19 protein-coding genes are annotated in these 21596 nt (G+C 72.6%); 12 read left to right on the top strand and 7 right to left on the bottom strand.

All coding sequences use genetic code 11. The features are described from left to right. Positions 1–8: 8 nt before the first annotated feature. Positions 9–872 (bottom strand): aldo/keto reductase, encoded by an 864-nt coding sequence (locus Mam01_RS07005; protein ID WP_204284572.1) that lies wholly within the window; start codon positions 870–872, stop codon positions 9–11. Between the two features lie 192 nt (positions 873–1064). Here Mam01_RS07005 and Mam01_RS07000 point away from each other — a divergent pair, with 192 nt between their 5' ends. Then, positions 1065–1205: a hypothetical protein gene (locus Mam01_RS07000; protein WP_204284571.1), complete on the top strand. Its 141-nt coding sequence runs from the start codon at positions 1065–1067 to the stop codon at positions 1203–1205. Positions 1206–1224: 19 nt separating this feature from the next. Here Mam01_RS07000 and Mam01_RS06995 read toward each other — a convergent pair whose 3' ends face one another. Together Mam01_RS06995 and Mam01_RS06990 are read right to left on the bottom strand one after the other, a co-directional pair. Further along, a complete protein-coding gene (locus Mam01_RS06995) occupies positions 1225–1902 on the bottom strand; it encodes a protein-L-isoaspartate(D-aspartate) O-methyltransferase (protein ID WP_239101102.1) in 678 nt (225 codons plus the stop codon). A 116-nt stretch (positions 1903–2018) separates the two neighbouring features. Continuing rightward, a complete protein-coding gene (locus Mam01_RS06990) occupies positions 2019–2579 on the bottom strand; it encodes a cysteine hydrolase family protein (protein WP_204284570.1) in 561 nt (186 codons plus the stop codon). Between the two features lie 131 nt (positions 2580–2710). Between Mam01_RS06990 and Mam01_RS06985 the strand changes: the two genes are divergently transcribed. Together Mam01_RS06985 and Mam01_RS06980 are read left to right on the top strand one after the other, a co-directional pair. Then, positions 2711–3139 carry an RrF2 family transcriptional regulator gene (locus Mam01_RS06985; RefSeq protein WP_150935217.1) on the top strand — a complete coding sequence of 143 codons (429 nt, stop codon included), beginning with the start codon at positions 2711–2713 and terminating at the stop codon, positions 3137–3139. Positions 3140–3213: 74 nt separating this feature from the next. After that, positions 3214–4398: a globin domain-containing protein gene (locus tag Mam01_RS06980; RefSeq protein ID WP_204284569.1), complete on the top strand. Its 1185-nt coding sequence runs from the start codon at positions 3214–3216 to the stop codon at positions 4396–4398. 25 nt (positions 4399–4423) lie between these two features. Here the strand turns inward: Mam01_RS06980 and Mam01_RS06975 are convergent, their stop codons facing one another. Continuing rightward, positions 4424–5230 (bottom strand): SAM-dependent methyltransferase, encoded by an 807-nt coding sequence (locus Mam01_RS06975; RefSeq protein WP_204284568.1) that lies wholly within the window; start codon positions 5228–5230, stop codon positions 4424–4426. Positions 5231–5380: 150 nt separating this feature from the next. Further along, a complete protein-coding gene (locus Mam01_RS06970; RefSeq protein WP_204284567.1) occupies positions 5381–7024 on the bottom strand; it encodes a GH1 family beta-glucosidase in 1644 nt (547 codons plus the stop codon). Between the two features lie 398 nt (positions 7025–7422). Between Mam01_RS06970 and Mam01_RS06965 the strand changes: the two genes are divergently transcribed. Both Mam01_RS06965 and Mam01_RS06960 read left to right on the top strand, forming a co-directional pair. Further along, complete coding sequence (locus Mam01_RS06965; protein WP_204284566.1) at positions 7423–8436, top strand: LacI family DNA-binding transcriptional regulator; 1014 nt, start codon at positions 7423–7425, stop codon at positions 8434–8436. A gap of 96 nt (positions 8437–8532) precedes the next feature. Beyond that, complete coding sequence (locus Mam01_RS06960) at positions 8533–8838, top strand: DUF6401 family natural product biosynthesis protein (RefSeq protein ID WP_111700919.1); 306 nt, start codon at positions 8533–8535, stop codon at positions 8836–8838. A 79-nt stretch (positions 8839–8917) separates the two neighbouring features. Here the strand turns inward: Mam01_RS06960 and Mam01_RS06955 are convergent, their stop codons facing one another. Further along, a complete protein-coding gene (locus Mam01_RS06955) occupies positions 8918–10021 on the bottom strand; it encodes a mechanosensitive ion channel family protein (RefSeq protein ID WP_204284565.1) in 1104 nt (367 codons plus the stop codon). Between the two features lie 230 nt (positions 10022–10251). On the opposite strand from Mam01_RS06955, the gene Mam01_RS06950 reads away from it, so the two are divergent. The 5 genes from Mam01_RS06950 to Mam01_RS36410 all read left to right on the top strand — a co-directional run bounded on the left by Mam01_RS06950 (position 10252) and on the right by Mam01_RS36410 (position 15369). Beyond that, complete coding sequence (locus Mam01_RS06950) at positions 10252–10701, top strand: nuclear transport factor 2 family protein (protein WP_239101101.1); 450 nt, start codon at positions 10252–10254, stop codon at positions 10699–10701. Between the two features lie 98 nt (positions 10702–10799). Continuing rightward, positions 10800–13718 (top strand): beta-galactosidase, encoded by a 2919-nt coding sequence (locus Mam01_RS06945; RefSeq protein ID WP_204284564.1) that lies wholly within the window; start codon positions 10800–10802, stop codon positions 13716–13718. 158 nt (positions 13719–13876) lie between these two features. Beyond that, entirely contained in the window at positions 13877–14341 is a 465-nt protein-coding gene (locus tag Mam01_RS06940) for a MarR family winged helix-turn-helix transcriptional regulator (RefSeq protein ID WP_204284563.1), read from the top strand. A gap of 39 nt (positions 14342–14380) precedes the next feature. Next, the gene (locus tag Mam01_RS36415; RefSeq protein WP_239101100.1) at positions 14381–15007 is read left to right on the top strand and encodes an MFS transporter; all 627 of its coding nucleotides are present in this window, start codon (positions 14381–14383) and stop codon (positions 15005–15007) included. Continuing rightward, the gene (locus tag Mam01_RS36410; protein ID WP_239101099.1) at positions 15004–15369 is read left to right on the top strand and encodes an MFS transporter; all 366 of its coding nucleotides are present in this window, start codon (positions 15004–15006) and stop codon (positions 15367–15369) included. The genes Mam01_RS36415 and Mam01_RS36410 overlap by 4 nt, the downstream gene beginning before the upstream one ends. A gap of 11 nt (positions 15370–15380) precedes the next feature. On the opposite strand, the gene Mam01_RS06930 is transcribed toward Mam01_RS36410, so the two are convergent. After that, positions 15381–16538, bottom strand: coding sequence for a lactate 2-monooxygenase (locus Mam01_RS06930; protein ID WP_307819882.1), 1158 nt, complete (start codon positions 16536–16538; stop codon positions 15381–15383). Positions 16539–16736: 198 nt separating this feature from the next. Between Mam01_RS06930 and Mam01_RS06925 the strand changes: the two genes are divergently transcribed. Both Mam01_RS06925 and Mam01_RS06920 read left to right on the top strand, forming a co-directional pair. Next, positions 16737–20801, top strand: coding sequence for a Pls/PosA family non-ribosomal peptide synthetase (locus Mam01_RS06925; protein WP_204284562.1), 4065 nt, complete (start codon positions 16737–16739; stop codon positions 20799–20801). Between the two features lie 26 nt (positions 20802–20827). Continuing rightward, the gene (locus Mam01_RS06920; protein WP_204284561.1) at positions 20828–21559 is read left to right on the top strand and encodes a BPL-N domain-containing protein; all 732 of its coding nucleotides are present in this window, start codon (positions 20828–20830) and stop codon (positions 21557–21559) included. Positions 21560–21596 lie beyond the last annotated feature (37 nt).

Raw genomic sequence — 21596 nt, 5'->3', positions numbered from 1 at the left:
GGCGGCGCTCAGCCGGCGGCGTCGAGGCGGCCCAGCTCCTCGGAAGTGAGCTCCAGGTCCACCGCCCTGACCGAGTCGAGAATCGTCTCCGGCCGCGACGATCCGGGGATCGGGATCACCACCGGCGCCTTGGCCAGCATCCATGCAAGGCACACCTGCTGCGGGCTCACCTCGTGGGCCTTCGCGACCTCCGCGAACGGGGCGAAGCGCGACCCCAGCTCGCCGGCCTTGGAGATGCCGCCCAGTGGGCTCCAGGGCAGGAACGCGATGCCCATCCGCGCGCAGAGTTCGAGCTCGGCCTCGCTGGAGCGGAACGCGGGCGAGAACTGGTTCTGCACGCTCACCAGCCGGTCGCCGAGGATGTCACCGGCCTGGCGGATCTGCTCGGAGTTCGCGTTCGAGACGCCGGCGTAGCGGATCTTGCCCGCGTCGAGCAGGTCGCGCAGGGCCCCGATCGACTCCTCGTACGGCACCTCCGGGTCGGGCCGGTGGAACTGGTAGAGGCCGATCGCCTCGACGCCCAGCCGCTTGAGGGAGGCGTCGCACGCCTCCTTCAGGTGCTCGGGCGAGCCGTCCTGGGTCCAGGAGCCGTCGCCGGGGCGCAGGTGGCCGCCCTTGGTGGCGACCAGCACGTCCGAGGTGTCGCCGTCGTAGCCGGCCAGGGCGCGGGCGATCAGCGATTCGTTGTGGCCGACCTCGTCGGCGTGCAGGTGATAGGCGTCGGCGGTGTCGATCAGCGTCACTCCGGCGTTCAGCGCCGCGTGGATGGTCGCGATGGAGCGCTGCTCGTCGGGCCGCCCCTCGATCGACATCGGCATGCCGCCGAGACCGATCGCGCCGACCCCGAGTTCGCCGATGCGGCGAGTTCGCATAGAAGATCCTCCTTGCGAAAAGGGACAGAGACGTATCTCCTATCCGGCCGGTCCCGTATCAAGCCCCTTACCCGAAGATCGCCTTATCTTCCCTAGTGGGATGATTCACCAACAAAACACCCTATATTGGGATAAAGCACCCAAGAGGTCTCGGGTTCGTTGCCGGGGATCGCCGACAGCAGAGGCAAGACCATGAGCGTGCATGTTCACGTCCGTCTCGACGACGGGCTCGCCGTGACCGAGGACGGCCGGCTGCTGGAGCTGACCCGCTGCCACTGCGGCGCCTCCTGGACCAGGGCCTACCACGCGCACGAGGGCGAGCCGGAGGCCTGACGGCCCGCCTCCACACCCCTCAGGAGGGGTAGCCGAAACGGCCGTGGAGGCGGACGAAGCTGGCCAGCGTGAGGACCTGCCGGGGTTCCAGGCCGATGACGGTGCGCTCGAAGAGCACGACCTCCTCCCGGCCGCCGGTGCCGATGGGCTGCACCAGCCGCCCGCCGGGCCGCAACTGCTCGACCAGCGGCGCGGGAACCGTGGGAAACGCCGCCGAGACGATCACGGCGTCGTAGGGAGCGTGCTCACGCACGCCCTGGCCGCCGTCGCCGACCCGCACCTCCGCGTTGCGGATGCCCTGCCGGGCGAGGTTGCGCCGCGCCGCCCGCACGAGGTCGGGCCACAGGTCGACGCCGACCACGTCGCGGGCCGTGCGGGCGAGCAGCGCGGTCTGGTATCCGAGGCCGGAGCCGACCTCCAGCACGTGCTCCACGCCGGTGAGCCGCAGTCCCTCGATCATCGTCGCCGACAGGGACGGCTGCGTCGTCACCTGCCCGTGCGCGATGGGGATCGGCACGTCCTCGTACGCGTGCGCGACGTGCGCGGCCGGGACGAAACCCGCCCGCGGAGTCGCGCGCACCGCCCGGAGCACGCGCTCGTCACGGACCCCCGCCGCCCGGACGGCCCGGACGAGGTCTTCGGGACAGGCGGCTGCGGTCACGTCCCCCACGCTCACGTTCGACAGCTCACGTTCCACGGCTCACGTTCGACACCGAGCGCGCCTCCGCTCCGGCGGCCCGCTCTCCCCCCGGTGATGCCCCCTGAGCGGCCCTGGAACACCGGCCCTGGAACACCGGCGACGGCCGCGCCGGCTCAGGCCGTGCCGAAGTCCACCTCCGCCGTGGGGACGGTCGCCGCACCGCGGCCGGGGGCGGTCTGGTACTGCCAGTAGAGGTTCGTGTGCGTGATCACCTGCTCGGGGACCGGCGCGCCGTAGGCGGTGAGGTCCTCGGTGGTGTGCGCGTCGCCGACCAGCGTCACGTCGTATCCCCGGACGAAGGCCCCGTGGAGGGTCGAGCGGATGCACGCGTCGGTCTGGGCGCCCGTGACGACGAGCCGGCCCACCCCGCGCTCGGCGAGCCGCGCCTCCAGGTCGGTGTCCTCGAACGAGTCGCCGTAGATCTTGTGGACGACCGGCTCGTCGTCGCGCCGCACCAGCTCCGGCACGTACTGCCAGGCCTCGCTGTCCCGCTGCAACTCGTGCCCGTCGGAGTGCTGCACCCAGATCACCGGAATGTCCTGCGCGCGGGCCTTGCCGATCAGGGTGTCGATGTTCGCGATCACGGCATCACGGTCGTGCGCGCCCGCCACCACCCCCTTCTGGACGTCGATGACGAGCAGCGCGGTGTTCGGGCGGTCGGCCAGGGTGGTCATGGATGTTCCCCGTCTCTTCGCGGATCCTGTGGCGCCCCACCCTAGGTCCGGCCACCGACATTTTCGCCGGACCGGAACGTCGGGCTCACCCAAATTGGAGTGTGAAATACCGATTTGCTAGTGTTCGAGACGTGCGGTTGACGAAGTTCACGGACCTGGCCCTGCGGGTGACGATGCGCCTGGCGGTCCTGGATCCGGGGGCGTCGCTCACCACCCGCCAGGTGGCCGAGGCGATGGCGATCCCCTACAACCACACCGCCAAGGCCATCGCCCGGCTGCAGCACCTCGGCGTCGTGGAGGCGCGCCGGGGGCGCGGGGGCGGCCTGGAGCTGACCGGCTTCGGCCGTACGGCGTCGATCGGCTGGCTGGTCCGCGAGCTGGAGGGAGAGGAGGAGGTCGTCACCTGCGAGGGGGAGATCCCCTGTCCGCTGCGGGCCGCCTGCCGCCTGCGCGGCGCGCTGCGCGCGGCACAGCAGGCCTTCTACGCCTCCCTCGATCCGATCACCGTCGACCAGCTGGTCTCCGCGCCCTCGGGACCGGTGCTGCTCGGTCTCTCCTGACCCGCACGCCCAGGAAGAATCCGGCAGATCCACGGCGTTAAATTTGCATACTAGATACCAATTTGGAGGATGTCATGCTCTCTCCGGAGTCGGCCACGACCGTCCGCGCCACCCTGCCCGTGATCGCGGGCGCGATCCAGGACATCACCGCCCGCTTCTACGACACGTTGTTCGCCGACAACCCCGAGCTGCTGCGCGACCTGTTCAACCGGGGCAACCAGGCCAACGGCGAGCAGCGGGTCGCGCTGGCGGGCTCGATCGCCGCGTTCGCGACCGCGCTGGTGGACCGCCCGGGCGGGCTTCCCGGCACGATGCTGTCCAGGATCGCCAACAAGCACGCCTCCCTCGGCGTCACCGAGGAGCAGTACGCCGTGGTGCACAAGTATCTGTTCGGCGCCATCGGCGAGGTGCTGGGCGACGCCGTCACGCCCGAGGTCGCCCAGGCGTGGGACGAGGTCTACTGGCTCATGGCCGAGACGCTGATCGGCCTGGAGCGCGACCTCTACCGCGAGGCGGGCCAGGGCTGGACGAGGGCCACGGTGACCGAGCGGCGCGACGAGACGGCCGACGCCGCCTCCTTCCTCCTGCGCCCGGACGTCCCGCTGTCGTTCCTGCCGGGCCAGTACGTCAGCGTCCGGGTCACGCTGCCCGACGGCGCGCGGCAGATCCGGCAGTACAGCCTGTCGAACGCCCCGGGGCGCGGCGACTGGCGGATCACGGTGAAGCGGGTGCGCGGCGAGAGCGCGCCCGAGGGCGAGGTCTCCACCTGGCTCCACGAGCACGTCCGGGCCGGCGACGTGCTCGACGTCTCCGCGCCGTTCGGCGATCTGACCCTCCCGGAGGGCGACGGCCCGCTGCTGCTCGCCTCGGCGGGGATCGGGGTGACCCCCGTGCTGTCGATGCTCGACCATCTCGCCGTCACCGGGTCGGCCCGGCGGGTGGTGGTCGTCCACGCCGACCGCTCCCCCGGCGACCACGTCCACCGCGAGGAGCTGACGGACCTGGTCGCGGCCCTGCCCGGCGCCACCCTGCACCGGTGGTACGAGGACCTGCCGGCACAGGAGCTGAGCGGCCCGGCTCCGGCCGCCGGGCGGGCCGACCTGTCGGCGGTCGACCTGCCCGGGGGCGTCACGGCATGCCTGTGCGGGCCGCTGCCGTTCATGCGGGCCGTACGCGCGCAGTTGACGGCGCGCGGCGTGGCCGCCTCCGACATCCGCTACGAGGTGTTCGGCCCCGACCTGTGGATCGCCGGGGACTGACCGGCGTTCAGCGGAGGATCGGGGTTCAGCGGAGGAGGCCGACGCCCGCGTAGCCGTCCACGCCGGGAATCCTCGGCAGCCGGGGCTCGTCAGGCTCGGGACGCCAGTCCTCGGTCACCACCAGGCCCGGGTCCACCAGGTCGAACCCGTCGAAGAACCGCAGGAGCTCGGCGTGGGTGCGCGGGGTGACGCCGGCGGCGGAGGTGTTCTTGTACAGCTCGCGCCCCTCGCGGATCTTCTCCTCGTCGAGGTCGCCGTACGACAGGTGGCTGATGGCCATCGCGCTGCCGGGCGCGAGCCGGTCGCGCAGCGCGGCCACGACGCGCCCGGCGTCGGCGCCGGGGATGAAGTGCAGCACCGCGACCATGAGCAGCCCCACGGGCTGACTCAAGTCGAGATGCTCGTTGATCCGGGGGTCGCCGAGGATGCCCTCGGGGTCGCGCAGGTCGCCGTCCACCACGATCGTCGTGGTGTTGTCGGCGAGCAGGGCCCGGCCGTGGGTCAGCACGATCGGGTCGTTGTCCACGTACACCACCCGCGCGCCGGGGGCGGCACGCAGCGCGACCTGGTGGACGTTCTCCTGCGTCGGCAGCCCGGCTCCGATGTCGAGGAACTGGCGGATGCCGTGGCCGGCCATGAGGGTCACGGCGCGGCGGATGAAGCGCCGGTTGCTCTGGACCCCCTCACGGGCGTTCGGAGTCAGCTCGATCAGCTTCTCGGCCGCCGCCCGGTCGACGGCGAAGTTGTCCTTGCCGCCGAGGAGGTAGTCGTAGATCCGGGCGACGCTGGGGACCGTGACGTCGATCCCCGGCGGCCCCTGCTCCAAGTTCATCGTGCTGCCCCTGATGGCCGTGCCGTACGTTGATCACCAAGGTAGCCGACAAACCGGGATTCGGCGCACCAAAATGGGAATTGACCGACATGCTTGACCCATGTCGGGCGACATGACGCCCTCGATCCCGCCCTTGATCCCGCCGCGGCCTCAGCCCAGCTCGCCTCCCGAGCGGTCGCCCCGGGGAGTGCCCGCGACCAGGACGTCGACGGGCGCACCGGCGACGACGGGATCGGCGACGTCGAAGTCGTCCAGGCCGTACGCACCCGTGTAGCCACCCGTGCCGTAGTGGGCCCTCCCGTAGCCGCCCGTGCCGTACGCGACCACGCCGGGATCGCCGATGACGGGCCCGGCGATGACCGGGTCGGTCATCACGGGATCGATGAACAGCTCCTCACCGGCCGGCGGCTCGGCGAGCACCGGGTCGGCGATGAACTCGCGCATCCAGCGGTAGCTGGACTTCGGCGTGCGCTCCTGGGTCTCGTAGTCCACGTGCACGAGCCCGAACCTCGCGGAGTAGCCCCGGGCCCACTCGAAGTTGTCCATCAGCGACCAGGCGAAGTAGCCCCGCACGTCGGCCCCCGCCGTCATCGCGTCGTGGGTCGCGGCCAGGTGGTCGCGCAGGTAGTCGACGCGCCCGGTGTCCTCCAGCACGCCGTCGTCGCCGTAGCCGTTCTCGGTGATGTAGACCGGCGGCAGGTCCGGATAGCGGGTGGTCAGGCCGACCAGCGTCTCGTACAGCCCCTCGGGCTCCACCACCCAGCCCAGCCCGCTGGTGCGCGCGTCCTCCGGCGTGACGGTGCGCACGCCGAGGTCGAACGCCGTACGGCGGCCCGGGTCGGCCTCCTCGTACGGCGCGGCCTCCACGTGCAGCCGGTAGTAGTAGTTCACCCCGAGGAAGTCCACCGGCGTCCCGATGGTCTCCAGATCGCCGTCCCGCCGGAACGAGAAGTCGGTGATCCGGCCGAACGTCTCGGCCATGTCGGGCGCGTAGGAGCCGCCGAAGAGCGGGTCGGTGAACTGCCGGTTGACCAGCAGGTCCATCCGCCGCGCGGCCGCGGCGTCCTCCGGCGAGGTGGTCGCCGGCACCGTGGGCGACATGTTGAGCGTCACCCCGACGCGCTGGCCGGGCCGGGCCAGCGCGCGCAGGCGCGTGACGGCGAGGCCGTGACCGAGCAACAGGTGGTGGGCGGCGGCCAGCGCGCCGTGCCCCTCGGTGGCGCCCGGTGCGTGCCGGCCCTCGCCGTACCCCACGATCGACGAGCAGTACGGCTCGTTCAGCGTGATCCAGTTCGACACCGAGTCGCCGAGCGCGTCGTACATCACCTCCGCGTAGTCGGCGAAACGTTCAGCCGTCTCGCGGACCCGCCAGCCCCCGCGGTCCTCGATCGCCTGGGGCAGATCCCAGTGGTACAGCGTGACGTACGGCTCGATGCCGCCCTCGCGCAGGGCGTCGACGAGGCGTCGGTAGAAGTCGAGGCCGCGCCGATTCACCGGCCCGCGCCCGTCCGGCAGGACGCGCGGCCAGGCCACGGAGAATCGGTAGGCGGCCGCCCCCAGCTCCTTCATGAGATCGACATCCTCTTGCCAGCGGTGATAGTGGTCGCAGGCGATCTCACCTGACTCGCCCCGCGCGACGGCGCCGGGCATCCTGCAGAAGGTGTCCCAAATCGAGCGCCCCCGGCCGTCGACGTCGACGGCCCCCTCGATCTGGTACGCCGCGGTGGCAGTGCCCCAGACGAAGCCGGCGGGGAAGACCCGCGGCCCGGAGGGGCGGTGTTCGATCGCCGTCATCCTGTGATCGCTCCAGACTCGGCGCCCGCGCACGAGTTATCGGCCAACGCGCCGAAACCGGCCGTGCGGGCGATGGATCCGTTCCTCCGTAAGCCGCGGGTATCGCCGTACGGGGCGGCGACCGGACGCGCGGGCAGGCGGAGTTTCGCAGCGGACACCTGGACTCCTTCACAGGAGAAGGGATGCGGCTGCGAGATGGCGACAGCGGCCGAGCCCGTGGCAACGAAGCAGCGTCGGCCGATGCCCGACATCACACATAAGAAGAAGGGGACGTGTCAAGTCACAGAAACGTAACTGTGGGAAATTTCGATTACGGGTTGCGAGTTCCCCAGGAAGTACGTACTTTGTGAGAACGGTCCATGAAACCGGTTACAGCGAGATGCGATAGCGTTTGGTCCGTGGCAACGATCAGAGAGCTGGCGCGCCTGTGCGGCGTGTCCCCGGCGACCGTCTCCCGAGTGTTCAACAATCCCGAGGTAGTCAACGCGAAAACCAGGGAGCAGGTCCTGCGGACGGCCCGCCAGATCGGCTACCTGCCCAACGAGTCGGCGCGCACGCTGGCCACCAAGAAGTCCTTCATGGTCGGCCTGCTGTGGGACACCGACCACCGCCGGCCCGGCTGGCGCCATCCGTTCTTCCAGGAGATCCTGATCGGCCTGAAGACGGCGCTCAGCGGGCGCGGATACCACCTGCTCATGCTCGCCACCAGCGGTGAGCACACCGACGACGCGTACGTGCGGGCCGCCCGCAGGCACAACCTCGACGGCGTGGTGATGATCGACAGCGGCACCTCCGACCCGTCGCTGCGGCACCTCGCCGAGTCGGGGGTGCCCTGTGTCAGCCTCGACCGTCCCGTACAGGGTCCCCGGGCCACGTACGTGACCTCCGACAACGTGGGCGGCGCCCGCCAGGCCGTACGGCACCTGCACGAGCAGGGGCGGCAGGCCATCGCCACGATCACCGGGCCCGCGCACACCCGGCCGGGCGCGGAGCGCCTGCAGGGCTACCAGGAGGAGCTGGCTCTGCTGCGCCTGCCCTACCGGCCGGAGCACGTGGCCGAGGGCGACTTCTACGTCACCGGCGGGGAGGCCGCGATGCGGCGGCTGCTGGAGACGGACGAACGGCCCGACGCGGTGTTCGTCGCGGGCGACGAGATGGCCGTCGGCGCGCTGCGCGCGATCGCCGAGGCCGGCCTGAAGGTGCCCGAGGACATCGCGGTCGTCGGGTTCGACGACATAGAGGTCGCCGCGCTCGTGCCGCCCGGCCTGACGACCATCGCCCAGGACAAGGACGGTTTCGGCGCGGCCGCCGCGGAGGCCCTGGTCTCCATGATCAACGGCGCCGACGCCCCGCCGGCCCGGATCCTGCCGACCACACTCGTCGTGCGGGGCTCCAGCACGCCCTCGATCTGACACGGCCCCCGGCGAAATGAGCAGTTTCGGGCGGATTCCCCGCCGGAGCCGCTTATCGTGATGGGGCATCCATCTGCCTCACCCCCGGAGACACACGTGTCCGAGCACTCCTGGCCTGTCCGCATCCGCGCCGAGTTCGCGCAGCGTGTGCTGGACCTGCGGCACCAGCACCCGGGCGTCCTCGCCTCGCTGGACCAGCACATGGCCGCCGTACGGCAGGCCATCTCGGGCCTCGGCGAGCGGGTCGGGCCGTCCTCACTGCTCGCCTATCTGATCGGTTTCTGGGACGGGGCCCAGGAGAAGGGCTGGCGGACGCCCGGGCCGGACCAGCCGCTCGACTTCGCCGTGTTGCGCATGACCGCGGTCTGCCTGCTGCTCGACACCGCCGCCGAACCCGCCTGACAACGCCCCACCCGGTACATACGGGTGCGGGGCGCCCCTGGACGGGACGCCCCGCGAAACACTGCGGAGGAGACGACGGTCAGCGGACCGGCGGCGGAGGCTCCTCCGGCGGCGTGGGCCACGAGGGGTCGGGACCCGGCTCACCGCGACCCACCTGACCGGGCGCCGGCTGTCCGGCCGGGCCGACAGGGCCGTCCGCGCGCCGCGCGTCCGGGGCCGCCGGGCTGATCGGGGTGGTCGCCGCACCCGGAGTGGCCGGCGCGCCCTCCTGCGGGTACGCCGTGCCCTGCGGGTATCCCGTGGCCCCCGCCGGACCCTCCGGGGACATCGGCTGCGGAGACACCGGCGCCTGCGGGGCTCCGGCGGTCTGCGGGTACGCGGTGTGCGCCGGCTGCGCGAAGGCGCCGGCCGTCTGCCGCGGGTAGGCCTCCCGCGGCATGGCCTCCTGCGGCACGTGGACGGTCTCCATCGCGTCGGAGCGGCCCTGGCTGTAGGCGGCCGCCTGGGCGCGGATGGTCTCGGTCTCGGCCTCCGCACGGTTCAGCCAGTGCTCCCAGCGCTGCTGCATGGGCCGCACCAGGCCGCCGCCGACGCCCACGATGACGACTCCGGCGACGGCCGCCAGGAAGGCGATCAGCACCGGCGTGGTGACGGTGGTCGCGACCTCGATCTGGTTGAGCGCCGCGATGACGCCGAGGCCGATGATGAAGACCGAGGCGATCGTGGCGAGCGTCCTGCCGTACGACAGGGAGCCCAGCGCCGCGGTGACGATGTCCTTCACGGCCCTGGCGATGGCGGTGGCGACCACGATGATCACGATAGCCACGGCGGCCTTGGGCAGCCAGGCCACGACTCCGGCGAGCAGTGCGCTGACCGGGTTGGGGCCGAAGACGGAGAAGGCGATCTGCAGCGTCACCAGCAGGACCGCGTAGTAGACCAGTTTCGCCAGCAGGTCGGACGCGTCGTACTTGCTGCGCGCGAGCACCCGTCCGACGCCGCCGCGCTCGACCCAGCGGTCGAACCCGACGCGTTCGAGCACGGCGTCGACGACCTTGCGCAGGGCCTTGGCGACAAGCCAGCCCACCACCAGGACGACGACGAATGCGAGGAACTTGGGGACGAAGGTGGCGACCGACGACCAGGCGTCGGCCACTCCTCTTCCCCAGTCGACCGGAGCGGCCATAAGTCCTCCTGTTCAGAGCCTTCCACCGCCGGGGGCGGGGACCTACGAGGGCGGCAGCTACCCGGTGATCGGCGCCTCATGCGCGGCCGGTGTCCGCCCCCGCACGCACGGCGACCGCCTTCTCCGGCGATGACGCAGGTCACACCGGGCGGAGGACACCGCCGAAATTCCCCCGAATTCGTCCCGCGCGCTTCGCCCCGGCGCGCGGCACGATCGACGGGAAGACGGACGTGCGACAGGAGAGGGGCGAATCGGTGTACGAGCCGAGCGACGAGGAGCGCAAGAGCGTCGAGGAGTGGTTCACCCGGTACGACGCGCTCGCCGAGCAGGGGGCGATCGAGGAGCTGGCCGACCTGGCGGTCTTCCCGATGAACCTGGCCACCGACGTGCCGGGCGGGTTCGCGGCCGTCCGGCAGTGGACGCGCGCCGAGTACGTCGAGGCGATGCGGGAGGCGATGGGCGGCGGAACGGCGGGGCTCGACCTGGAGTCGTCGAGGACGCCGCACTTCCTCAGCCCCAACCTCGTCTTCGTGGAGACCACGGCGACGATGACGATCGAGGGACGGAGGGAGCGCATGCGCTACGGCGACCTGCTGGTCCGCACCGAGGACGGGTGGGCGTTCCAGACGATGGCGCAGGGCGGCTGGGGCCACGGCTGGCCGCCCGCCAGACGCGGCTGACCCGGACCGGCCGTTGACGTTTGTTGGGGCGGTAGTCAAACTAATCCGGAAAGATCGCACGAGGAGACACCCCCGCCCCGACGATCGGAAGGCCGGTAATGGTGCGCAAGGTCCTGGCCGTGCTCGCGGCACTGCTCGTCCTCCTGCCCGTGCCGCTCCAGGGCCCGGCGGCGGCCGCCCCGGCGGCGTCCCGGGTCACCTACGACCACCACTCGCTCATGATCGACGGCCGGAGGGTCGTCGTGCAGGCCGCCGAGATCCACTACTTCCGGCTGCCGAGCCCGGGCCTCTGGCGGGACGTGCTGGAGAAGATCAGGGCCGGCGGGTTCAACGCCGTCTCCGTCTACTTCGACTGGGCCTACCACTCCCCCAAGCCGGGCGTGTACGACTTCACCGGGGTGCGCGACGTCGACCGCTTCCTGCGTACGGCCGAGCGGGCGGGCCTGTACGTCGTCGCCCGCCCCGGGCCGTACATCAACGCGGAGACCACCGGCGGCGGGTTCCCCGGATGGCTGAAGAACGTGCCCGGCCGGGGCCGCAGCAGCGACCCCGGGTTCACCGAGGCCTACCGCGACTGGCTCCACCACATCAACCCGATCATCGCCAGGCACCAGGTGGGCCGCGGCGGGTCGGTGATCCTCTACAACGCGGAGAACGAGTACGCCGCCAACACCGACGCGGCGTACATGCAGGACATCCAGGACCAGGCGCGGGCGGACGGCATCGACGTGCCGATCACCACGAACGACTGCTGCGACGCCGCCGACTGGACCTCTACCTGGGCCACGGGCCCGGGAGCCGTCCAGATGCCCGGGGTGGACGACTACCCCCAGTCCTTCGACTGCCCGAACGCCGAGACGGTGTGGGGACCGTGGGGCGAGGGGGTCACCGAGCGGCTGCGCGACGACGCGCCGGTCTTCGCCGCCGAGTACCAGGCCGGGTCCATCGACCTGGAGAACGCGGGCTACGAGCGGTGCCGGGCGCTGACCGGCCCGGCGTACATGAAGTACTTCTACAAGTCCAACCTGATGGTGAGCGGCGCGACGCTGTTCAACTACTACATGGGCTTCGGCGGCACCAACTGGGGTTTCCTCGCCCAGCCCAACGACGTCTACACCTCCTACGACTACGGCGCGGCCCTCACCGAGGCCAGGCAGCCGACCACGAAGTACGACGAGTTCAAGCGGCAGGGCTACTTCCTGCAGTCCGTCGCCCCTCTGGCCAAGACCGACCCGGCGGCGGCTCCCACGACGGACAACCCGGCCATCGGGGTCGTCGCCCGGACGAACCCGGACACCGGCACCCGGTTCGCGCTCGTCCGGCACGCCGACCGCGCCGCCACCACCACCGACGCGGCCACGCTCTCGTGGACCGTCCCGGACGGCACGTACGCCCTGCCCGTCCAGGTCGCGGGACGGGACGCGCACGTCCTGGTCGGCGCGTACGACCTGGGCGGCCAGCGCCTGGCGGCGTCCAGTTCGGAGATCATGACCCACGCCCACATCGGCGGCCGGGACGTCGCGGTGCTGTACGGCACGGCGGGCTCCCCGGGCGCGACGATCCTGCGTTACCCGGCGAAACCCCAGGTGAGGGTGCTGGAGGGCGACGTCCGCTGGGCGTTCGCGGGCGGCGACCTCCGGCTGGACTACACCCACCGGGGCCTCGCCCGCGTGCTGGTCTCGGGCGGCGGGCGCCGGCCGCTGCTGCTCCTGCTGGGCACCGACGAGACCGCCGCGACCTTCTGGCGGGCGGGCACCGACGCCGCCCCGGTGCTGGTGCGGGGCACATCCCTCGTCCGGTCGGCCGCCGTCGAGGGCGGGACCGTGCGGCTCACCGCCGACACCGCCCAGGCGGGCGAGGTGGAGGTCTTCGCCGACGTGCAGGCCTCCCGGCTGCGCCTCGCCGGCGGCGCGGGCGACACGGACGTGCGCGTCACCCGGACGCCGAGCGGGTCGCTGCTCGGCCGGGTGCCCGGTCCACGCGAGGCGGCGCGCCTGCCCGCGCTCACCGGGTGGCGCGTCCACGACGAGGCGCCGGAGGCCGCGCCCGGGTTCGACGACTCGTCCTGGCGGACGGCGGACAGGACCACGACCGAGAGCCCGATGAAGCCGAAGGCCGGGCCGGTGCTGTACGCCGACGACTACGGCTTCCACTACGGCGACGTCTGGTATCGCGGCCGCTTCACCGCGACGGGCGCGGAGACCACCGTGGCGCTGAACGCGATCACCGGGAGACGCGGCCGCTACCTCGTCTGGCTCGACGGGCGCTACCTCGGCTCGGCCGCGGGCGGCACCCAGGCCGACGTCGACGCGGCGAACCCCGATCCGGGGCCGGGCCGATTCACGGTCCCCGCGGGCCTGCTGAAGCCGGGGCGCACCGCAACGCTGGCGGTCCTCGTGCAGAACATGGGGCACAACGACGACTGGACGGCCGACGACAACCGCTTCAAGCAGCCGCGCGGCCTGGTCGCCGCCTCGGTGGAGGGGTCGCCCGCGACGGTCGCCTGGAAGATCCAGGGCGCCCGCGGCGGCGAGGACCTGACCGACCCGGTGCGCGGGCCGCTCAACACCGGCGGCCTGTACGGCGAGCGCTCCGGCTGGCACCTGCCCGGCTACCCCGACCGCTCCTGGAAGGAGGTGGCCGCCCCGGCCGCACGGCCGCTCGCGCCCGGCGTCACGTGGTATCGCACCGAATTCGGGCTCGACCTGCCCGGGGGCCAGGACGTCTCCGTGGGCCTGCGCTTCGGCGGCGCCGTCCCGGCGGGCTCCCGGACGATGGTCTACCTCAACGGCTGGAACATCGGCCAGTACGGCGGCGACATCGGGCCGCAGAAGGAGTTCGTGCTGCCCGCCGGGCTGCTGCGCGAGCACGGCCGCAACACCCTCGCCCTGGCCGTCACCTCGACCGCGGCCGCCACCGGCGGGCCCGGCCCGATCGGCCTGTTCGCGTACGGAGCCGTACGCGGCGGGGTGCCCGTCCCGGACGTCCCGGGGCCGTCGTACCCCCTCACCCGCTGAGCGCCGCGTCAGCGGCGGGCCGCCCGCGTACCGGTTTCCGGCCGGTACGCGGGCGGCTCTGTTTCCGGACGGCCCCGGGCAGACCCCCTGTAAGGGAGCATTCCTAGCAGTTGCATAAGCTCCCTATGTAATTTCCGTCACCCGTCCGGAGGAACTCCGTGTCCACCGTCCCGAACGCCGATCCCGGCGAGGACTCCCCCGCGGTCGCCGCCGTGCTGGACGACCTCGCGGTGCTCGCCGTACGGCGGCTGTCCGCGCAGGGCGACCTCAGCCTCACGGCCGCGGCCACCCTGTCGTACCTCGACCGCAACGGCCCCGAGCGGCTGAGCGTCCTCGCCTCGCGGCAGGCCGTCACCCAGCCGTCGATGACCCAGCTCGTGCGGCGCCTGGAGCGCGAGGGGCTGGTGGACCGGTCGGCCGACGACCTCGACGGCCGGGCGGTGCGGGTCGCCGTCACCGACGCCGGCCGCGCGCTGCTCGCCGAGCGGCGCCGTCTGCGCAGGGAGCGGCTCACCGAGCTGCTCGGCACGCTCTCCCCCGATGAGCTGCGCGACCTGACGCGGATCGCCGGCGAGTTCCTCCCCCTGCTCCGCCGCCTGCTCCAGAGCGAGGCCGGCGAGTAGGGACCAGGGCGCTCCCCCTCGCTACCCCCAGGAGGTCCGGTGAGCTCTGCTCATGCCCCCGTCTCTCATACCACCGGCGCTCATGCCCCCGCCGCCGGCCCCTTCAAGCAGCCGAGGGCGGTCTGGGCCGTCGCCTTCGCCTGCGTGATCTCGTTCATGGGGATAGGGCTGGTGGACCCGATCCTGCCCGCGCTCAGCTCGAAGCTGCACGCCACGCCCAGCCAGGTCTCGCTGCTGTTCACCAGCTATCTGGTGGTGACCGCGGTGGCCATGCTGGTCACCGGATGGGTCTCCAGCCGGATCGGCGCCAAGCGCACGCTCATCGCCGGTCTGGCCCTGATCGTGGTGTTCGCCGCGCTCGCCGGCGCGTCCGGGAGCATCGGCGGCATCGTCGGCTTCCGGGCCGGCTGGGGCCTCGGCAACGCGCTGTTCATCGCCACCTCCCTCGCGGTCATCGTCGCCTCCGGCAGCGGCGGCTTCGCCGGGGCGATCATCCTGTACGAGACCGCGCTCGGCGTCGGCATCGCGGTCGGCCCCCTGCTCGGCGGGACCCTGGGCGGCATCAGCTGGCGCGGCCCGTTCTACGGCGTCGCGGTGCTGATGGCGATCGCCCTGGTCGCCACCGTGACCCTGGTCCGGCCCACCCCCGCCCCCGCTGCGGAGTGATCGTCGCGGGTGTCTTCATCGGCGTCAACAACACGGTCACCACCCAGGCGGTCATGACCGTCTCGCCGGTGGAGCGGCCGGTCGCCTCGGCCTCCTACGGGTTCGTCCGCTTCATCGGCGGCGGTCTCGCGCCCTTCGTCGCGGGCAGGCTTGCCGAGCACTTCGACAGTCAGCACGCGCCGTTCTACCTGGGGGCCGCGGCCGTCCTCCTCGGCGCGGTGATCCTCACCGCCGCGCACCGGCAGCTCGGCGAGGCCGAGCGCGCCCAGGCGGCGGAGCTCGCGGCGGCCGGCCCCGTCACCGCCCGGCGGGAGAGGCTGGAGGAGTCGGCCCTCGCCGAGGACCTCGGCTCGGCCACCTGAGCGCGCCGGGGTCAGAAGCGGGCGACCATGGCCGGGGTGATCGCGGCGGGCCCGGCGCAGCCGGACAGGGCCAAGGTGAGCTCGGTCTCCGCCAGCACGCAGCGGAGCACGTGCTCCACCCCCGCCTGGCCGTCCAGGCCCAGCCCGTACGCGTACGGCCGGCCCAGCAGCACGGTCCTCGCGCCGAGCGCGAGGGCCTTGACGACGTCGTCCCCGCTGCGGACGCCGCCGTCGAACAGCACGGTGAGCCGGTCGGCGACCGCGTCGGCGACGGCCGGCAGCGCGTCGGCCGCCCCGATCGACCCGTTGACCTGGCGCCCTCCGTGGTTGGACACGACGACCCCGTCCATCCCGGCGTCGGCGGCCAGCCGGGCGTCGTCGGGATGGAGGATGCCCTTCAGCACGATCGGGCCGTCCCAGTGCTCGCGCAGCAGGGCGAGGTCCGGCCAGGTCTTGCCGGGGTCGCCGAACAGCCCGACGAAGTGCAGGACGGCGGCGTTCGGGTCCTCGTGCACCGGCCGCGCGAGCCCGGCCTGGAACGCCGGGTCGGTGAAGTAGTTGGCGGTGCCGACGCCGCGCAGGAACGGCAGGTACGCCTGGTCGAGGTCGCGGGGCCGCCAGGCCAGCAGCGGTGTGTCGAGGGTGACGACGAGCACGCTGAACCCCGACGCCCTGGCCCGGGCGAGGAAGCTGAGGGTGACCTCGCGGTCCCGGCCCCAGTAGAGCTGGAACCACCGCTCGCCGTCCCCCATGGCCGCGGCGACCTCCTCCATCGGCGTGCTGGAGGCCGACGACAGCACGAAGGGCACGCCCAGCGCCGCGGCGGCGCGGGCGGCGGCCGGTTCGGCGTCCGGATGCATGATCGACAGCACGCCGATCGGCGCGAGCGCCAGCGGCGCGGGCAGCCTCCGGCCGAGCACGGTCACCGACAGGTCGCGCCCGCGCACGTCGCGCAGCATCCGCGGCACGATGCGCCAGCGGTCCAGCGCCTCGCGGTTGGCCCGTTCGGTGCGCCCGCCGCCCGCGCTGCCTGCCACGTAGCCGACCGGCCCGGGACCCAGGCGCCGCTCGGCCATCTCCTCCAGCCGGGTCAGATCCGTGGGCAGGCGCGGCACGACGCCCGACATGCCGTTGAGGTAGATCTCGTACTGGAAGTCCGCCCAGCTCACCGCGCCTCCATTCGATCACTGCCGTACGGCACGCTACCGGAACCGATGCGTCGATAGAGGGACGGAAGGGGTCACTGAGACCACACACGCCCCACAAAAGGCGGTTCTTTACCGGGATTGTGCGGGAGCCCTGCCAAGGAGCGGCCCCGGCAGGGGCACACCCTGGAGAGCGCGTACGCGATCGGCCAAAGGGTGATCATGCCGGGTTACTTAGCTCGAACAGCACAGGCCGACGCCTCGCGGGCCCTGCCCGGGAGGTCGCCCGGTCGCCTGCACCACGTCTTCGAATCCCGTTGCGACCTGACGCCGTCGGCGACGGCTCTGGAGTGCGGGCGGCTGCGCTGGACGTACGCCGCGCTCGACGCTCGGGCGAACCGGCTCGCGCACCTCCTGCGCGACCTGGGGGCCGGATGCGGCTCCCGGGTGGCGATCCTGCTGCCGAGGTCGCCGGACACCTACCTGGCGCTGCTCGCGGTGGGGAAGGCGGGCGCAGCGTTCGTGCCGCTCGACCCGCGGTCGCCTCCTGACCGGGCCGGCTACATCATCGGCGACGCCGGCGCCGACCTCGTGCTCACGACGTCCGCACGGGCTCCGGACGTCAGGGCGCCGGGCCGCCGCGTGCTCGCCCTCGACGCCTCCGCGGACCTGATCGCGGCGGCCCCCGCCACCCGCCCGGGTCCCGGCCCGCTCGATGGCACCGCGGACGACGACCCGGCCGCGTACGTCATGTACACCTCCGGGTCGAGCGGGCGCCCGAAGGGCGTCGAGGTGGCCCAGTCGAGCATCTGCAACTTCCTCGGCGTGGTGCCGGAGCTGTACGACGTGCGGCCGGCCGACCGCGTCTACCAGGGAATGTCCATCTCCTTCGACTTCTCCGTCGAGGAGATCTGGCCGACCTGGGCGGCCGGCGCGGTCCTCGTCGCCGGCCCGGCCGGCTCCCGGCAGCTCGGCGCGGAGCTGGCGGACTTCCTGGACCAGCACAAGATCACGATTTTGTACTGCGTCCCGACACTGCTCGCGACGCTCCCGCGTGACGTGCCGTCCCTGCGCACCATCCTCGTCGGGGGCGAGCCCTGCCCGGCGCCTCTGGTGGAGCGGTGGAGCAAGCCGGGGCGGCGGATGCTCAACACGTACGGGCCGACCGAGGCGACGGTCACCGCGACCTGCGCCGAACTGCTGCCGGGACGGCAGGTCACCATCGGCAGGCCGTTGCCCACCTACACCGTCGTGCTGCTCGACGAACGGCGCGACCCGGTGCCGGACGGCGAGGTCGGCGAGATCTGCATCGGAGGTCCCGGCGTCGCCCGCGGCTACGTCGGCCGTCCCGACCTGACCGCCGATCGCTTCGTCGAGCATCCGCTGGCGCCCCCCGGCGGCAGGTTGTACCGCACGGGGGACCTCGGCCGGGTGACCGCGACCGGGGAGCTCGAATATCTCGGCCGCTCCGACGCCGAGGTGAAGATTCGCGGGCACCGGGTGGACCTGGGCGAGATCGAGAACGTGCTGCTGGAGGACGCCGGCGTTTCCGAGGCCGTGGCCGCCCTGACGCCCGCGCCGGGTGTGGACGGACCGGACGGGGAACTGGCCGCCTACATCGTGCCCGCGGACGGCGGGGCCGGCGACGAGGCGCTCATCGGACGGCTGCGCGATCGTCTGAGCCGCCGGCTGCCCGCCTACATGGTGCCGTCGTTCCTGGACGTCGTGGCCGCCCTGCCCACCATGCCGAGCGGCAAGGTGGACCGCGGGCGGCTGCCGCGGCCGACCGGCCGCCGCCTGGTCGGCTCCGGGCCGGTGGCGCCCGCCGAGGGCGCACTGGAGACACGACTGCGCGCCGTGTGGGCGGAGGAGTTCGGGCTCGACCCCGAGTCGCTCTCGGTCGAGGCGGACTTCTTCACCGACCTCGGCGGCCACTCCCTGCTGGCGGCACGCATCGTGTCACTCCTGCGTACGAGCGAGATCGGCGCGGGGCTCGCGGTGCGCGACCTCTATGCGAACCCGACCGTACGCCGCCTCGCCGCACACCTCTCCGCGCACGGGGGTCTCGGGAGCGTACGCGCACCGGCCTCCCGTACCCGCCCGGGGCCCCTGCGGCACGGCGGCCGGGCGGTCGCGGCGGCCGGGGCCGCGCAGAGCGCGGTCGTCTACCTGCTTCTCCTCATGGTCACGTTGCCGGTCTCCGTCACGCTGTACGCCTGGACCACGCCCCACACGGGCCCGATCTCCGGCGGCCACAGGCCGCAGGAGGGATGGCTGCTCCTCCCGGGAACGGGGACCGGCCTGGTCGGCGCGCTGGCGCTGGCCGCGGCGACCGCGTACCTCTGGGTTCGCTGGGTGCTGCCGGTGCTGCTGGTGCGACCTCTGTCGGCCGGCGTACGGCCGGGTCGTCACCGGCTGTGGGGCGCGACCTACCTGCGGCTGTGGACGACGAACCTGCTGCTGTCCCTCTCTCCGCTGCCGACGCTGAGCGGTTCCCCCATGATGGCCGCCTATCTGCGGCTGCTCGGCGCCGATGTCGGACCCGCCACCGCCATCGCGACCGCCGACGTCAACCTCCCGGCGATGCTGCGGATCGGCGAGGGGGCCTCGGTCGGCTACCGGGCCTCGCTGCACGCCTGGCTGGTGGAGGACGGGTGGGTGGTCGTCGCCCCGGTGGAGGTCGGGCCGCACGCGTTCGTCGGGAACGGCGCGGTGCTCGGGCCGGGCGCACGGGTCGCCGGCCATGCCGCGCTCGGCGACCAGTCGGCCCTGACGTACGGCGAGACGGTGCCGCGGGGAGGGCGCTGGGCCGGGTCGCCGCCGAACCCCGTGGAGTCCGTGGGGCCGGCCGTCGAGGCGATGCTGCGCGCCCCCGCCGGCCCCCGGAGCTGGAAGGCACGCCACGTGGCCGCCGCCGTGGCCGGCCTCGTCTGCATCGAGGCGATCCTGCTCGCCACGATCATGCCGAGTGTCCTGGTCATCTGGACGATCGTGACCGCCTGGGGCCCGCCGGCCGCTCCGGTCGCCGTCCTCCTGGCGGGCCCGCTGTTCGTGGTCGTCGTCTGCGCGGTGGTGGCGGCCGGCAAGCGTCTTGTGCTGCCGAAGGCGCCGCCCGGCATCCATCCGGCGCGTTCCTGGCTCGGCGTACGCAAGTGGGCCGCCGACAAGCTCCTTGAGTCCAGCCTGACGCTGACCAACTCGCTCTACGGCACGCTGTACACCTCGCCGTGGCTGCGGCTGCTCGGCGCGCGGGTCGGCCGCCGGGCCGAGGTGTCCACAGCCGCGCAGCTCGACCCCGACCTGCTCACGTTGCGCGAGGAGAGCTTCGTCGCCGACATGGCGGGTGTCGGCGCGGCCAGCTTCGCCCGTGGCCAGGTCGCTCTGTGTCCCACCGAGGTCGGCAGGCGCGCGTTCGTCGGCAACGCCGCGGTCGTCCCGGCCGGGACGCGGATGGGGCCGGGCTCCCTGGTGGGCGTCGGCACCGTCCCGCCGCCGGACGGCGTGCCGGAGGGCACCTCGTGGCTGGGCTCGCCCGCGATGCACCTTCCCGTGCGGCAGGACAGCGGCGCGTTTCCCGAGGACCGTACGTTCCGGCCGCCACGCCTGCTGGTGCTGCACCGCCTGGGCGTCGAGTTCTTCCGCGCCACGCTCCCGGCGACGCTGTTCGGCGCCGGGCTCTACCTCCACCTCCTGGGCGTGCACGCGCTCGCGCGCCTCCTGCCCCTGCCCGTGGTGGTGGCCGCGGCGCCGCTCGTCGCCTGCGCCGCGTCGCTGGGGGTGATCGGTTGCTGCGTCGCGTGCAAACGCCGCCTCATCGGCGCGTACCGGCCCAGAGTGGAGCCGTTGTGGAGCAGGTTCGTCCGGCGCACCGAGTTCGTCACCGGGCTGTGGGAGGCCGCCGCGGTGCCCGCCGGAGTCGCTCTCCTGGCCGGAACCCCGTTCCTGCCGGGCGTGCTGCGCTGGTTCGGGGCCCGCATCGGCAGGCGCGCCTGGATCGCGACCACTTATCTGACCGAGTTCGACCTGGTGGAGGTGGGCGACGACGTCGCGATCGGGCCGGGGGTGTCGCTGCAGACCCATCTGTTCGAGGACCGGGTCATGAAGATGTCGGCCGTCACGGTCCGGTCCGGCTCCACCGTCGGCGCCCGTTCCGTGGTGCTCTACGACTCGGTGGTGGGCGAGGACGTCTCGCTCGGCGCCCTGTCGTTGCTGATGAAGGGCGAACGGCTCACCCCGGGGACGAGCTGGCGCGGCATCCCGGCGCAGGTTCCCATCCCGGACATGTGAGCGGCATGGGATCGGTGGAGGAACACATGAGATTCGACGGCATTCTCGGCGCCGTACAACGCGCCTTCCGCTCCGAGGCGGCCCCGCCTCGGCCTTCCGGCCGGCCGCTCGCGCTCGTCTACCGGGGCCCGGCCTCGGTTTCCGGATGCTCCGAGGCGGTCGCCGGGCTTCTGGAGGCGAGCCGCTGGGGCTTCGACGTGCGCTACACGGGCCCGAACGAGAAGGTGCCGCTCACGGCGGAGTCGCTGGCCGTTGCCGCGGTGTACGCCCAGCCGGGCGGCGGAGACCTGTCCCGGGGTTACCGTCACCTCAAGCGGCTCCGCGGCCCGCTGCGCGACTACGTCGCCGGAGGCGGCCGGTATCTCGGCTTCTGCCTGGGCGGCTATCTCGCCGGTGCGACCCCCGGTTTCGCGTTGCTGCCGGGCGACACCGACCAGTACATCGCCACGCCGGGCGCCACCGTGGACGACGAGGAGGACACCCTCGTCGACGTGCGATGGCGCGGCCGGGACCGCAGCGTCTTCTTCCAGGACGGCCCCTGCTTCCTGCTCGATCCCGGCAACCGGGCCACCGTCCTCGCCACCTATCCCAACGGCGCCGTCGCCGCCCTCGTCACCCCGTACGGCGCAGGCAGCGTCGCGGTGGTCGGCCCGCACCCGGAGGCGACCGACGACTGGTTCGCCGACGCCGATCTGCCGGTCCGGCGGGCGCGGGACCTCGGCCTCGACCTGGTGGACGAGGTGATGGCCGGCACCTGAGGTGATTTCGAGATTGATGCGAAGAATGTGACGAATT

The sequence above is a fragment of the Microbispora amethystogenes genome (assembly GCF_016863015.1).
Lineage (GTDB): Bacteria > Actinomycetota > Actinomycetes > Streptosporangiales > Streptosporangiaceae > Microbispora > Microbispora amethystogenes.
The sequence above is the reverse complement of the archived record's forward strand: the minus strand, read 5'-3'. Positions and strand labels throughout refer to the sequence as shown.